The sequence below is a fragment of the Rhodococcus koreensis genome (assembly GCF_900105905.1).
In the GTDB taxonomy this organism is placed as follows: domain Bacteria; phylum Actinomycetota; class Actinomycetes; order Mycobacteriales; family Mycobacteriaceae; genus Rhodococcus_F; species Rhodococcus_F koreensis.
On sequence record NZ_FNSV01000005.1, the window covers coordinates 8,645,358 to 8,659,889 of the forward strand.

General features: G+C 66.8%; 11 protein-coding genes and 1 riboswitch. Of the genes, 7 read left to right on the forward strand and 4 right to left on the reverse strand.

The genetic code is table 11. The features are described from left to right. Positions 1–59: 59 nt before the first annotated feature. The 5 genes from BLV94_RS44060 to BLV94_RS44080 all read left to right on the forward strand — a co-directional run bounded on the left by BLV94_RS44060 (position 60) and on the right by BLV94_RS44080 (position 7,176). On the forward strand, positions 60–1,421 hold the full coding sequence (locus BLV94_RS44060) for an MFS transporter (RefSeq protein ID WP_072941299.1): 1,362 nt from the start codon (positions 60–62) through the stop codon (positions 1,419–1,421). A gap of 150 nt (positions 1,422–1,571) precedes the next feature. Beyond that, a complete protein-coding gene (locus tag BLV94_RS44065; RefSeq protein ID WP_208613727.1) occupies positions 1,572–2,855 on the forward strand; it encodes an NtaA/DmoA family FMN-dependent monooxygenase in 1,284 nt (427 codons plus the stop codon). Positions 2,856–2,892: 37 nt separating this feature from the next. Beyond that, complete coding sequence (locus tag BLV94_RS44070) at positions 2,893–4,122, forward strand: aminotransferase-like domain-containing protein (RefSeq protein WP_072941296.1); 1,230 nt, start codon at positions 2,893–2,895, stop codon at positions 4,120–4,122. A gap of 30 nt (positions 4,123–4,152) precedes the next feature. Then, positions 4,153–5,484: an NtaA/DmoA family FMN-dependent monooxygenase gene (locus BLV94_RS44075; RefSeq protein WP_072941295.1), complete on the forward strand. Its 1,332-nt coding sequence runs from the start codon at positions 4,153–4,155 to the stop codon at positions 5,482–5,484. A gap of 138 nt (positions 5,485–5,622) precedes the next feature. Continuing rightward, on the forward strand, positions 5,623–7,176 hold the full coding sequence (locus BLV94_RS44080) for a catalase (protein WP_072941293.1): 1,554 nt from the start codon (positions 5,623–5,625) through the stop codon (positions 7,174–7,176). 86 nt (positions 7,177–7,262) lie between these two features. Here the strand turns inward: BLV94_RS44080 and BLV94_RS44085 are convergent, their stop codons facing one another. Continuing rightward, positions 7,263–7,766 carry a GNAT family N-acetyltransferase gene (locus tag BLV94_RS44085; protein WP_072941290.1) on the reverse strand — a complete coding sequence of 168 codons (504 nt, stop codon included), beginning with the start codon at positions 7,764–7,766 and terminating at the stop codon, positions 7,263–7,265. Between the two features lie 325 nt (positions 7,767–8,091). Beyond that, positions 8,092–8,205, forward strand: a riboswitch (SAM riboswitch). A 134-nt stretch (positions 8,206–8,339) separates the two neighbouring features. On the opposite strand from BLV94_RS44085, the gene BLV94_RS44090 reads away from it, so the two are divergent. Both BLV94_RS44090 and BLV94_RS44095 read left to right on the forward strand, forming a co-directional pair. After that, the gene (locus BLV94_RS44090; RefSeq protein WP_425272519.1) at positions 8,340–9,347 is read left to right on the forward strand and encodes an LLM class flavin-dependent oxidoreductase; all 1,008 of its coding nucleotides are present in this window, start codon (positions 8,340–8,342) and stop codon (positions 9,345–9,347) included. A 23-nt stretch (positions 9,348–9,370) separates the two neighbouring features. Then, positions 9,371–10,741: an NtaA/DmoA family FMN-dependent monooxygenase gene (locus BLV94_RS44095; RefSeq protein WP_072941286.1), complete on the forward strand. Its 1,371-nt coding sequence runs from the start codon at positions 9,371–9,373 to the stop codon at positions 10,739–10,741. 197 nt (positions 10,742–10,938) lie between these two features. Here the strand turns inward: BLV94_RS44095 and BLV94_RS44100 are convergent, their stop codons facing one another. Genes BLV94_RS44100 through BLV94_RS44110 form a run of 3 tightly spaced genes read right to left on the reverse strand, consistent with a single transcriptional unit; the run spans position 10,939 to position 14,515 of the window. Continuing rightward, positions 10,939–12,609 (reverse strand): ABC transporter ATP-binding protein, encoded by a 1,671-nt coding sequence (locus tag BLV94_RS44100; protein WP_072941283.1) that lies wholly within the window; start codon positions 12,607–12,609, stop codon positions 10,939–10,941. Beyond that, positions 12,606–13,568, reverse strand: a complete 963-nt coding sequence (locus tag BLV94_RS44105) for an ABC transporter permease (RefSeq protein WP_083395856.1) — start codon at positions 13,566–13,568, stop codon at positions 12,606–12,608. Before BLV94_RS44105 ends, BLV94_RS44100 begins: the two co-directional genes overlap by 4 nt. Continuing rightward, positions 13,565–14,515, reverse strand: coding sequence for an ABC transporter permease (locus tag BLV94_RS44110; RefSeq protein WP_072941282.1), 951 nt, complete (start codon positions 14,513–14,515; stop codon positions 13,565–13,567). Before BLV94_RS44110 ends, BLV94_RS44105 begins: the two co-directional genes overlap by 4 nt. Positions 14,516–14,532: the final 17 nt, after the last annotated feature.

Here is a 14,532-nt window from a genome sequence, read left to right on the forward strand (position 1 = left end):
CAGCACCGGAACGCACCGATGCCGGACCGGCGCTTCGCGACACGGCGGGACGTCGGGAGGTGCTCGTCTGCGCCGCCGCCGGTTTCACCACACTCCTCGACTCCGCTGTGCTGGGCATCGGCTTGCCGGCCATCCGGTCGTCCCTCGATGCGGGGACGGCGGACGTGCAGTGGATTCTGGCGAGTTACTCACTGACCTTCGGTCTCGCCCTCGTCCCCGCGGGGCGGATGGGGGATCTGATCGGCCGAAGGCGGCTGTTCCTTGCGGGTTTGAGCCTGTTCGCCGTCATGGGCCTGGTCGGTGCCCTCGCCGCGGAGCCGTGGACTGTCGTTGCGGCCCGCCTCGGCCAGGGCGTCGGGGCGGGAGTGGTCAGTTCCCAGGTCCTCGGCATCATCTCCGACCGCTACTCCGGGCCTCGTCGAGTCAAGGCACTCGCGGCATACGGAACGGCCGGGGGGCTCGCCGGTTTCATCGGTCCGATCGTCGGTGGTGTGCTCCTCGGGGTCGGGGGTCCCGATTGGGGGTGGCGGCTGTTGCTTGTGCTGAACGTGCCGTTCGCGGTCGTCACCGTTGCGCTCGGCGCGCTGTTCCTGCGTCGTGACAGCCGCTCCCGGTCGGGGGCGACAGTCGATGTCGTCGGTCTCGGGCTGATCGCGGCTGCGACGACGCTTCTGCTGTTGCCGATGGTGTCGCACTTCGGGGCGACGCGAGCGGTGCTGTCGGTGTCGGTTTCGATCCTGGCTCTGGGGTGTTTCCGCTGGTGGGAACGGCGCTACGCGAGTCGCGGCGGCACGCCGGTGCTGTTGCCTGCATTGATGCGGGCACGTGGCTACACACTGGGTACGGCGGTCGCGTTGTTCTGGTTCGGCGCCCTCCTGGCGATGAACGCCGTGATGAGCCTCTATCTGATCGAGGGACTCGGCATCGCACCGCTGCACGCGGCCCTGGTGATGTCGGGAAGTTCGGTGATGATGGCGGTGACCTCGGCAGTCGGCTGGCGGGTGGTCGCCCGGTTCGGTCGCGCCGCGGTGGTGGGTGCCATCGTCGCGGAACTGTTCGTGGTCGCCGGATACGTGCTCGCGGTCACTGTGCTGCCGCGGACGTCGGTGCTCGCGGTGGTCGCCGCGCTGGCGGTTCTGTCCGGGGTCGCGAGCGGATTCGTCGACGCCCCCAACCGTGCGATGACGCTCGAGCATGCGCCGGCCGGTGTGAGCGGCGTGGCCGTGGGATTCCTGCAGCTGTCGCAGCGGTTGTCGGCGACCGTCAGCCTCGCCGCGGTGCCCGGCCTGTATCTCGGGGTCCTGTCCGCGGACGCCGGGAACTACGGCCGTGCGATGGCGGCGGGGCTTGCAGTGTGCGCCGGAATGCTGTTGTCGTCGTTGGCATGTGCCGTCCGGGACGGCCGCAGGAGACGAGAATGACGGTTCCGTGGCCCCGCCGTCGGCGCTGCAGCATCGGCAGCTTCGGATCGGTGCGAGACAAACTCTTGTAGGTGGGCGGGGCGGCTTGGAGACTGAGGACAGCTTCTGCGTGATTCAGCCCGCCGCACAACGACAATGGAGCACAGAATCGTGTCAGCACAATCCGCACGCCGGCAGATCCGGCTCGGCCTCCTCACCAACCCGCCCGGTAACGGTGCCCGCGGGCAGATCCGTCCCGGTGACGTTCGGCATCCCGGCCGCGTCCTCGACCATTACATCCATCTCGCCCGGACTGCGGAAGCCGCGAAGTTCGACGTCCTGTTCGCTGCCGACGGACTGACCTCCGACACCGAGCTCGGCACGAAACCGGAACCGCTGACACTCTTCTCGGCGGTCGCTGCCGTGACGGACCACATCGGGCTGGTCCCGACGGTGTCGACGACGTTCACCGCGCCGTTCAACCTTGCGCGACAGTTTCAGTCGCTGGACCACCTCTCCGGTGGCCGCGTGGGGTGGAACGCGGTGACGTCGGCTGCGGGGGAGCGCAACTTCGGCGACGCACCGCTGCCCCAACACGAGGCACGGTACCGGCAAGGACTCGAACATGTGTCCGTTGTCCAGGCGCTGTGGAACTCGTGGGTCGACGACCGGTCTGCTGTCCCGATCGACCACCGCGGCGAGTTCTACACCGTCGAAGGGCCCCTTCCGCTGCCGCCGTCCGCACAGCACCATCCGGTGCTGTTCCAGGCCGGATCGTCCGACGACGGCAAGGCGTTCGCTGCCGCGTTCGCGGAGGGCGTCTACACCGCGCAGCAAACACTGCACGGAGCGCAGCACTTCTCTCGCGACCTGAAGGCCCGGACCGCGGCAGCGGGCCGCGACCCGGCGAACATCCTCGTCCTACCCGGGATCAGTACAACGATCGGCGGCACCGAGGACGAGGCCACGCGGATCGACGACGACCTGTTCGAGCAGCACTACAGTGATGCCTCCCGCACCGCGCTCGAGGGTCAACTGGCCGGCGTCGACCTGTCCGGCCTCGCGCTCGACGACACGATTCCGCCGTCGTGGCTGCCACCGGTCGCATCGGTACAAGGCAGGCAGAGTCGGTACGGTGTGTTCCGCGAACTGGCGGTGGACGAACGCTGGACGGTTCGGCAGTTGATCACACTGCAGCAACGGTCCGCAGGTCACGGTCGTGCTGTCGGCTCACCCGAACAGGTCGCGAACCGGCTCGAGCAGTGGTTCGTCGAGGGCGGTGCCGACGGGTTCATCGTCATGCCCGGGCAGGGTCCGGGCGGTGTCGAGGCGTTCACCGAGCATGTCGTCCCGATCCTGCAGAAGCGCGGACTGTTCCGCACCGAATACGAATCCGCCACGCTTCGAGGGAATCTCGGCCTCCCCGCGATTCCGGACCGCCTCCTCGCTGCGTGATCCGTCGTACACTCCCGCCCACGAAGGAAGTTCGAACATGACGAGCCTCACATCCTCTCCTCCGTCCTCGTTGTCCCGCTTGATCACTCGCCCGCTCGAAGCGGGTGGGTTCGGACCGCCGCCGGACTCGCTGCAACCCGACGCGATCCGCCTGGTGGGAGGGGTCCCCGCCGACGAGGCGCTCCCGGTGAACGAACTGGCGACCGCGTTCGCCGTCGCCCTCGCGACACCCCCGACCGGAGCTCGGGCGCTGCAATACTCGGTCGCTCCAGGCATCGCCAGCCTCCGCGAGTGGATCGCGGGGCGGGAGAGCGACGAGTCCGGTGTCGTCGATCCGGACCGGGTGGTCGTTACCAACGGTGCCCTGCACGGACTGAGCCTGGTCTTTGCCGCACTACTCGACCCCGGCGACCTGGTGGCCGTCGAGAGCCCTACTTTTCCCGTTGCGCTGCGGGTGCTCGACCACTACGGTGCCCAGGTCCTACCCGTGCTCAACACCGGCGGCCGACTGGACCTCGACGTCTTCGAGGGCCATCTGCAGGCGGGGCGGATCCCGAAGCTGTTCTACGTGATCCCCGACTTCCACAATCCGACCGGCACGACCCTCGCAGCCGAGGACCGGTTGCGGCTGGTCGCCCTCGCCGAGCGCTACGGATTCGTCGTCGTCTCCGACAATCCCTACCGCGAACTCCGTTTCCGGGGCACGGCCGTCCCGGACTTCCCGCTCGACAGCGACCGTGTGGTGCGAATCAATACCTTCTCCAAGACCCTCGGACCAGGGCTCCGACTGGGATGGGCTGTCGCCCCGTCCTGGCTCCAGGCCGGACTGTTGCGGTTACGCGCGAACCTCGATCAGCATCCATCGTTGGTGACCCAGTCCGCCGTGGCGCATCTGCTCGGTCGGCCAGGACTGTTCGACGGCATCGTCGCGAACGCCCGCACCCTCTACCGGGAGCGAGCGGATCTGCTGGCCGACGTTCTCACCACCGAGGCGGGTGACGTGGTGTCGATTCCGCAGGCCGAGGGCGGAATCTTCGCTTGGGCGACGGTGACCGACCCCGGCATCGATCTCGCGGAGGTCCGCGCCGCCGCGAACGTGCTGGGCGTCGACTTCTCCTCGGGCCGCTACTTCGATCCCGCCGCGAGCGGACTCTACGCACGGAGCCTGCGCTTGGGCTTCACGAACCAGAGTGAAGACAACCTCCGGCTCGGGGCGCAGCGCATCGCCAAGGCCGTCCGTGAGATCCACTCCGCGCCGCTCGCCTGATCCAGATCTCTCACGTCGAAAGGAACCGCGATGACCACTGCCGGACGTCGGCCCCTGATCCTGAATGCGGGAATCAACAGCACCGGCTACAGCGCGAAGTCGTGGAGAGCGGAGGGGCGTCCCTGGGATCGGTTCCTCGACTACGGCCACTACCTCGAGGCCGCCGAGATCGCGCACTCCGGCGCGCTCGACGCACTGTTCATCTCGGATCATCCGGCTCTGCAGCGGGACACCACGTCTCGGCCGATTCACTCGTTCGATCCGCTGGTCCTCTTCTCAGCGCTCACAGCGAACGTCCCCGACATCGGGTTCCTGCTGACGGCCTCGACCGGCTACAACTCGCCCTACAATCTGGCGCGTCGGCTGGCCACGCTCGACCACATCAGTGGTGGCCGTGTGGTGTGGAACGCCGTCACCAGCTTCAATCCCGACGTCGCCGCAAATTTCGGTCGCGACTCCCTGCCCGACCGCGACGAGCGGTACCGGCGTGCGAACGAATTCATCACCGTCGTCAAACGACTGTGGAGCAGTTGGGACGTCCGTGCAGAGGGCTTTCCGCGCGCCGACGGCGCACTCTGGGACGACGACAGCGCTCGCCGGATCGCGCATGCCGGAGAGTTCTTCCACGTCCAGGGTCCGCTCAACGTGCCGCTCGGTCCGCAGGGTTACCCGCTCATCGCCCAGGCCGGCGGTTCCGAGCAGGGCATCGATTTCGCCGGCAGGCACGCCGACCTGATCTACGCGCCACTCTTGTCGATCGGAGCAGCACGCGACTACACCAGCGACGTGCGTGAGCGGGCACTGGCCCATGGCCGTGACCCGCAGTCGATTCGATTCGTTCCAGGTCTCGTTCCCGTCATCGCGGAGACGAAGGCGGAGGCGCGGAGTCTGCACGAGCGGCTCAACGGTCACGACGGGGAGGAGTCGCTCATCGGCGCCCTCGTCCGCCGACTGAGCCCGGCACTGGACGGACTCGCCGCTCATGATGTCGTCGACCCCGAGCGGCTGGCACCAGTGCCCGGACAGCGTGGACCGGTCGGGTTCACCCGGGCATTCTACGACGTCGCCCGTTCGGAGCGCATCACGTTGCGGGACCTGGCCCGCCGGAGCGAGGGTGGTCACCGCCTCGTGATCGGCACGCCGGACGACGTCGCGGCCGACCTCCTCGAGTGGTGGGACTCCGGCGTCGTCGACGGGTTCACGCTGCAACTCCCGGTGCTACCGGACGACCTTCGGTTGTTCGTGGACGAGGTAGTGCCGCGCCTCGTGCGGGCGGGCGCCCGGCTCGATCACTATCCCCGGCGGACCTTGCGCGAGCGATTCGATCTGCCGTTGGCGGAGAACACGCCCCAGCTCACCTGAGGACATGTCGCGACTGCGCTGCAGCGGCGGTGTCGCGGATGTCGGCCGACAGCACCCGCGATATCAACCCGCGACTCAATATTTTCCGTTACAGCCCAACGGAAACAACGATCACCGACCATCTGGAGGTTAGCGACGATGACTGATCCGCATTCGAACGGCAACGGCACGAAGACTCCGCCCACCACTACCAACGCCGGCATTCCGGTTGCGAGCGACAACGAGTCCCTCACCGCGGGCGCCCAGGGACCGATCCTGCTCCACGACCACTACCTGGTCGAGAAACTGGCGCAGTTCAATCGTGAACGCGTCCCGGAGCGGGTCGTGCACGCGAAGGGAGGGGGCGCGTTCGGCGAACTCGAGATCACGCACGACATCTCTCGATACACCAAGGCCGACTTCCTTCAGCCCGGCAAGAAGACCGAGGTGCTGGCCCGGTTCTCGACAGTCGCAGGTGAGCAGGGCAGCCCCGATACCTGGCGTGACCCGCGCGGATTCGCGTTGAAGTTCTACACCGAGCAGGGAAACCACGACCTCGTCGGGAACAACACTCCGGTCTTCTTCATCAAGGATCCCAGCAAGTTCCCCGACTTCATCCGCTCCCAGAAGCGGCGTCCCGACTCGGGTCTGCGCGACAATCACCAGCAGTGGGATTACTGGACGCTCCGTCCCGAGTCGGCGCACCAGGTCACCTGGCTGCTCGGCGATCGTGGGATCCCGAAGACGTGGCGGCACCAGGACGGATTCGGTTCTCACACCTACCAGTTCGTGAACGCCGAGGGCAACCGGTCGTGGGTGAAGTTCCACTTCAAAACGGACCAGGGAATCGAATTCCTCACCCAGGCGGAGGCCGACGTGCTCGCCGGCTCCGATCCCGACCACCACCGGGCCGACCTCTTCCACGCGATCGAGGACGGCGCCTTCCCGAGTTGGACCGTGAAGGTTCAGATCCTGCCCGAAGAGGACGCGGAGGGGTACCGGTTCAATCCGTTCGACTTGACGAAGGTGTGGTCGCAGAAGGACTACCCGCTCATCGAGGTCGGCAAGCTCACCCTCAACCGTAACCCGGAGAACTTCCACGCTCAGATCGAGCAGGCGTCGTTCGAGCCGTCGAATCTGGTGCCGGGAATCGGGGCGAGCCCCGACAAGGTGCTGCTGAGCCGAATCTTCTCGTACGCCGACGCACACCGGTACCGGATCGGGTCCAACTACGCGCAGTTGCCGGTGAATCGGCCGAAGTCTCCGGTGCACTCCTACTCGTACAAGGACGGGGCGTCGCAGATCCTGTGGAACGACCCGGAGGTCCCCGTGTACGCCCCCAACTCGTACGGCGGGCCGGCGGCCGATCCGTCGCGGGCCGACAACGACGAGGGCGCATGGCAGTTCGACGGCCGCGCGGTCCGCGCCGGTTACATCCAGCATGCGGAGGACAGCGACTGGGCACAGCCCGGGACGCTGGTGCGTGAGGTCCTCGACGACGCCGCGCGCGACCGGTTGGTCTCGAACATCGTCGGCCATGTGTCGAACGGCGTCCGCGAGCCGGTGCTGAGCCGCGTGTACGAGTACTGGACGAATGTCGATGCCGGTCTCGGCCGACGGGTCCGTGAGGGTGTCGAGGCGGCGCACGGGCAGACGGTGGACACGACGGCACTCGACTCCGCTGCGGTGTCGAGCACCACTGCGTCTGTCTGACCGCAGGTCGTCGGCCGTCCCCGGGTGCGGGGACGGCCGACGAATGCGCCGTGGCTCGTGGGTGGCGGCCGTTCGATTCGGCAGGCCTACCCGAATACCTTCTCGAAGCAGTTCGAGAAGGGCAAGGCCTCATACGGGGAGAAGATCGGAATCCTCGAGTAGCCACACTTCTCGTACAGCCTGACCGCGTCGGGCTGCCGGTCACCGGTCTGGAGAATCAAGCGCGGTCGCCTCGCCTCTCGTGCCGCATCCTCGACCGCGCTCAGCAGCGCGGTCGACACACCGGTACCACGGTGCTCCTTGACGACGAACATCCGCTTCACCTCGAGGTCGTCGCCGTTCCAGCGCAGGGCCGCGTGGCCGACAGCACGTGGCTCCGCAGCCTCGATGTCGCTGACGTACACCAGGATAGTGACGTGCACCGATTCCGGATCCACGGCATTGGTGGTAGCACGAACAGCATCCGACACTCGGTCGGAATATCGAGGACCGACTTCTGCCGCCATAGCCGCCCGCAACGTCACCGCGTCGGGATCGGACCACTGGGCTGTGCGGACGACGAACTCGGTGCGCGTGGCGCTTTCGGTCATGACAGTATCTCCATACACGTAGATTCGACGAACCACAGTGCCATGGTGCCGACGCGTCGGTCGATGGTTGAAATCAGTGCAACCTCAATGTCATCCGACGATTGAAACTCTTCCATTTGGAGCGCGATTGGGCTAATGGCCCGATGTCGCATCGTTGCGCCGACGGTTCTTTCTCCCATACGCGGATGGCGTGTCCCGTCAGGTGAATTTCAATCACCGAGAGCGTAAAGCTTCGCACGGTCCCCGTCGTGGGCTATAGGAACCGTTGAGCATGTTGTGACGGTGCGCTTTTCGGTCTCACGTGCCGTGATACATTCGTGTCGACGGTCATGAGTACCAGCATCGAGCCCTGGCTTGCTGGTCGGCAACCCTCCCGCGCGGCGGGGTGCTCCAGGTGACGACCCGGCGGAATCGACAACTGATTCCGCAAGCGCGCAAGGAGTCCGTGGACCCTGGGTCTCCGGTGCGCGTCCGCACTCCTTCGAAAGGACTTTCGTCGTGGTTCGAGCGCCCAAACCGCTACACCTGGCAGTCGAGATAGATGGCGCGGGAGGTCATCCCGCCGCGTGGCGTGTGTGGGGGCGCCCGCCTGAGGATGTGCTCTCTCCCCGGGTCCTCAGGTCGGTCGTGGACACCGCAGAGGCCGCCGGTTTCGCGCTGGTCACCATCGACGACCGAGTGGTGCCGGGGGAGGGCGCGTACCCGGTGGGACGGTTGGATGCTGGGACGCGTGCGTCGTTCGTGGCGACGACGACGGCCAGTATCGGGGTGGCGCCGACGGTGCAAGCCCTCACCACCGAACCGTTCCATCTCGCGACGCAGCTGGCCAGCCTCGATCACGGCAGTCGGGGTCGCGCGGCATGGGTGGTCGGCTCGGACAACTCCGCGGACGTCAATGGTGCAGTCGGATTCGAGCCACGTGCCCCCGAGGCCGTACAGCGCGAGGTCCGAGACGTCATCGAGCTGGCCCGCCAGCTGTGGGATTCGTGGGAGGACGATGCCGTGATCCGCGATGCCGCGACGGGTCGCTACCTCGATCCCGACAAGGTGCATCACGTCGGGTTCGAGGGCGAGTTCTTCAGCATCGTCGGACCGCTCATCACACCCCGTTCACCGCAGGGTCAGATAGTCGTCGTGGGAGCTGCGGAGCTGGGGGTGACGGATCTTCTCGACATTGTGCTGCTGTCCGGTCGGGATGTGACCGAAATCGGGACGTCGGCGGCAGGACAGCAGGCCGTGACCCTCGCCGATGTCGAGGTGATTCTCGATACGAAGACCGAGTCCGCGCAGTCCCGCCTTGCCCGTCTCGATGGGTATTCGCCGTGGCCGGACCGAGGACGCCTTCGATTCGCGGGTTCGGCACGGGACTTCGTCGACCTGGTGCGGTCCCTGGCGGACAAGGTGGACGGTGTCCGGATCCATCCCGCCGTCGTCACCACCGATCTCGCCGTTCTGGTTGACGAGGTCCTTCCCGTATTGCAGGAGTTGTCACTGCACCGGATTCCGAAACCGGGCTCGACGTTGCGGGAGACGCTCGGATTACCTCGGCCGCTCAGCCGCTTCACATCGACCACCAACTAGCCACGACCAGGCAGGAGTTTGCCATGTCCACTCCGGACACCGGAGCGCCGTATGATGCCGACGCGCAGGTCCACCTCGGTGTTTTCTACCCGGGAATCGGCCCGCAGACGGTGTGGGAAGATGCCAAGGCCCCCGACCAGGTATCCCCGGAAACCTTCCTGCGGGTTGCTCAAACCCTGGAACGGGGCTTGTTCGATGCGTTCTTCCTCGGCGACGGCCAGCGTGTGCGGGAGAACCGCGGTGCGGCACTGGCCACCGACATTGCAGGCCGTCCCGACGCCATCACTCAACTGTCGGCGCTTGCTGGGGTGACCAGCCGGATCGGACTCGTCGCCACGCAGAACACCACGTACAGTCTGCCGGTCGACCTTGTGCGGCGGCTGGGAAGCTTGGATGTCCTGTCCGACGGAAGGGCGGGATGGAACATCGTCACCACCGACAACGCGTGGACCGGCGAGAACTTTCGGCGTGGTGGATGGCTGCCGCACGAACACCGCTACGAGCGGGCCACCGAACTCGTCGAGTTGGCCAAGGAATATTGGGTCGCGTGGTCGCTCGCTGATGTCGCCACGGACGCCCGCCAGGACAGTTGGCTGCCCGCCGACCGATCTGCGGTCATCGCGCGGCACAGTGACCTTCTGCACGCCACTGCGATCTCCACCGTTCCGTCGAGCAAACAGGGGCGGCCGGTGTTGTTCCAGGCCGGCGATTCCGTCGGCGGCCGTGACCTGGCGGCCCGTCATGCCGACGTCGTGTTCTCGGCGAACAACGAGTTCGACGCGGCCGTTGCCTACGCACGCGACCTCCGGGCGCGACTGTCCGCCCACGGCCGGTCCACGGATTCGCTCCGAATCCTTCCCGGTGTCACCGTGATCATCGGAGACACGCCCGAGGACGCCGACGAGAAGGCTCGGTGGCTCCGCGAGAACGCCTACAACCCGCACCGGGCCATTGCATTCCTCGAACACTATTGGGGGCAGGATCTTTCGGCATACGACCCCGACGGCCCGTTGCCGGACATCGACCCGATCGACGGAGAACTCGATCCGTCGCGCGGGACGTTGGCGATCGCGGACCGCACCGGCAAGCTCGATCAGATCACCCAGTGGCGTGCACTGGCGGCAGAGAAGGGGCTGTCCATCCGGCAGCTCGTCCTCGAAGTGGCCCCGAACTCGCGGTACCTGGCCGGGACCGCCGGCCAGATCGCGGATCGCTGGGCGTACTGGGTGCGACATCGCGTCGTGGACGGATTCAACGTCAACCCGTACCACCTGCAGGATTCGATCGACGACCTGGTCGACAGACTCGTACCGGAATTGCAGGAACGCGGGGTCTATCGGACCGAGTACACGACCGAGACTCTGCGCGACCACCTGCGCTTGCCTGCCGTGTAAGGCGGTATCGAGGGTGGCCCGAGCGTGTCAGGGCGAGCGATGGGCAATTCACCGCTGGACCCCGCGGCCACCCGTCGTCCGGGTTCGGATGCCCATGGCGGGCATTCCTCGTTACCGGGGTGGAACCCCCGACCAGCGGCCTGTTCTAGTGCGGCTGCGCCGCCTGTGCGTGGGTGTGAAATCCCTGGATACCAAACTCAGCCACGGATGCGGAGCGCCTCGGTGCCCGGCACGGAGTCGACGAGCCGGCGTGTGTACTCGTCCTTGGGTGCGTCGAGAATCTGTGCCGTCGGACCGGATTCGACGACGGTCCCGTGACGCATCACCGTCACCGTGTCCGCGATCAGCCGCACGACTCCGAGGTCGTGCGTGATGAACAGGTAGGTCAGCGAGTACGCGGCCTGCAGGTCCACGAGCAGTTGCAGGATCTCCGCCTGTACCGACACGTCGAGCGCGGACACCGCCTCGTCCAGGATGACGATCTCGGGGTTCAGGGACAGGGCGCGAGCGATCGCGACGCGCTGCGTCTGCCCGCCGGAGAGCTCCCCGGCCCGGCGGGAGGCGTACTTGCGGTCCAGCCGCACGCCGTCGAGCAGTTCGGCGGCGATCGCGTGCCGCTGCCTGCGGTCGATGTCCTTGCGGTGCACGCGCAGCGGCGCGGTGATCAGGTCGGCGACCGAGAGCCGGGGATTCAGCGAGGAATACGGGTTCTGGTACACGAACTGCAGCCGCTTGCTCAGCTGCTGGCGGCTCCAGGCGCCGCTCTGTCCGAGGAGGGTGACCTCGCCCTCGTCGGGAGTGCGCAGGCCCGCGACGATCCGGGCGATCGTGGACTTGCCGGCACCGGACTCGCCGACGAGTGAGTGCGTGGTTCCGGTCGCGACGCGGAACGAGACGTCGTCGGCCGCGACCACCGGTTCCGCGCTGCTGTGCGCCGCGTGGAACGTTTTCGACACACCCTTCACCTCGATCGCGTACTCGGCGGAGGTACGTTCAGCGGACGAGTGCGGAGTGAGCGTGCCGACCCGAATCGGTCGCGGCTCCAGGGTTCCGACGTGTAGACCGGGAGCGGCGTCGAGGAGCCGCCGCGTGTACGGATCGCTTGCGTGGTTCAGGAGGGTGTCGCTGCGGCCCTCCTCGACGACGACGCCGCTGCGCATCACCACAACGCGGTCGGCGCGTTCGAGCGCGACCCCGAGGTCGTGGGTGACGAGCAGGATGCCGATGCCCAGTTCGGTGCGGAGCCGGTCGAGGTGGTCGAGGATCTGCTTCTGCACCGTCACGTCCAGCGCGCTGGTCGGTTCGTCGGCGATGAGGAGCTCCGGCTCGCCGGACAGGGCGATCGCGATGAGCACCCGTTGCTTCATGCCGCCGGACAGTTCGTGCGGGTACTTCGCGTAGATGCGGGACGGATCCGGAAGGCCCGCCAGTTCCAGGAACTTCAGTGTCTGTGACTTCAGGTTGTGCCGCTGCGCCGAGGTCGTGAACGGAAGGAGGTGGCTCTTTCCGAGTCGGTTGCGCAGCGCGTCCTCCAGTTGCTTGCCGATCGGTTTGACAGGGTTGAGCGAAACGCCGGGATCCTGCGGGACGAAGCCGACATAGCTGCCCCGCAAGCGGGCAAACTTGTTCTGGCTCCACCCGGCGACGTCTTTGCCGCCGAGCAGGATTCGACCGCTCACCCGGCTGGTGCGTGGCAACAGGCCGATCGATGACCGGATGAGGGTGGACTTGCCGGAACCGGATTCGCCGACGATGGCGACCAGTTCACCGGCCTGCACGTCGAGGCTGATCCCGGAGACTGCCTTGGTCGCGCTCCGGCCGCGGCCGGAGTACCAGATCTCGACGTTCTCGAAAGACAACAGTGTCATCGGATGCCTCCGTCACGTTGCAGTTCACGGCTGATGCGGTTGCTCGACAAGACCACCGCCAGGATGACGAAACCGGGGAGCAGAGCGATCCAGGGAGCGACTGCGAGGAGGTCACGGCCCTCGGAGACCAGCAGGCCCCATTCCGGTTCCGGTGGCGGAGCACCGAACCCGAGGAAGCCGAGCGCCGCAATCGCCAGGATCGAGGCACCGAACTGCAGCGGAACGAGGGAGACGACCGAACTGAGCGAGTTCGGCAGCACGTGGTGGGTGAGGATGGTGAGTCGCGGAGTGCCGATGCTTGCGGCGGCCTCGATGTAGTCGGCCTGGACGACACGCAGCACCTCGGCGCGCATCACCCGGGCGAAGTTGGCGACTGCGGAGACGCCGACGGCGATCGCCACGTTGATGGTGCCGTATCCGAGGGCGGAGACCACGACCATGGTGAGTAGCAGGCCGGGAACCGAGAGGAGGACGTCGACGACACGCATGATGACCAGTTCGACCGCGCCGCCCACGAATCCGGCGATCGCGCCGAGGGCGGTGCCGATGACGAAGGCGATGGCGACGGCGAGGAGTGTCGCACTGAGCGTGATCACCGCGCCGTGCACGGTCCGTGAGTAGATGTCACGGCCCAGACGGTCGGTGCCGAAAAGGTGTTCGGCGCTGGGGCCGACCAGGATCGCGGTGGAGTCCGGGAGGTACGGGTCCTTCCAGGTGAACAGTCCGGGCACGAAGCACCAGGCGACGGCCAGGGTGACGACCAGCACCGCCAGAACGAGACCCGGGCGGGACACGAGCGAGGGAAGCGCCCCGAACCGTCGGCGTGGCGGTGCGTCCGGTGAGTCGACCGGTGGCGGGAGGAGGAGGGGTGGTGTCGCGGCGAGTTCCGGGACGGCGGCCGGGACCGGGTCGGCCACCGGTGGCTCGGCCACGAGCGTGCGGTCGCTGTCGATCGTCATACGGACATTCCTTCGCGGGCGGCTTTGAGTCGAGGGTCGATCAGGGGATAGGTGACGTCGACGATGAAGTTGACAGTGACGAACGCGAGGGCGACGAACATGACGACGCCCTGGACGACGGGAACGTCTTGCGCGCGGACCGCCTGCTCGGTGAGTCGTCCGATCCCGTTGCGGGAGAAAATCGTCTCGGTGATGACGGCACCGGCGAGCAGTTCGCCGACGATGATGCCGCCCTGGGTGAGGGCGGGCAGGCTGGCGTTGCGCAGGACGTCGCCGTTGATCACCGTCGCCTTGCGCAGGCCCTTGCTGAACGACGTCAGCACATAGGGCGAGCTGTATTCGGTGGTGAAATTGCGCAACAGCAGTTGGGCGATGGGGCCGGCGACGGGGATCGCCAGCGCGAAGGCGGGGAGCACGAGCCCGTGCAGGCCGTCGCGGCTGATCGGAGGGAACCAGCCGAGCTGGAACGAGAAGACCCGGATGATGATGAGGCCCAGCAGGAAGCTCGGGAACGACACCAGCAGCGGCGGCAGCCCGGCGATGAAGTTCCGCAGCCACGGGGACTCGATGTAGGTGGCGACCCAGGCGACCGCCAGCGCGATGAGCGCCGCGATTACCAGCGCGGCCACGGCCAGCACGACGGTCTTCGGGAGGGCCTCGGCGATCGCCGTCACCACCGGTTTGCCGTTCTGGACGGAAGACCCGAAGTCGAGATGCAGTGCGGCCCAGAGTCGGGCGAGGTACTGGACGAATACGGGGCGGTCGAAGCCGTACTGCTGCTCGATCTGCGCGTAGGCCTCGGGCGAGATGTCGTTGCGCTCCTCGGGGTTGAAGAGCAGTTCGACCGGGCTGGCGGGCAGCGTGTACAGCAGGATGAAGGAGGCGGTGAACGCGCCCCACACCACCACCAGGCTTCGTCCCAGTTTCAGGAGGACGTAGCGTGCCATGGAAATCCTTTGCGAGT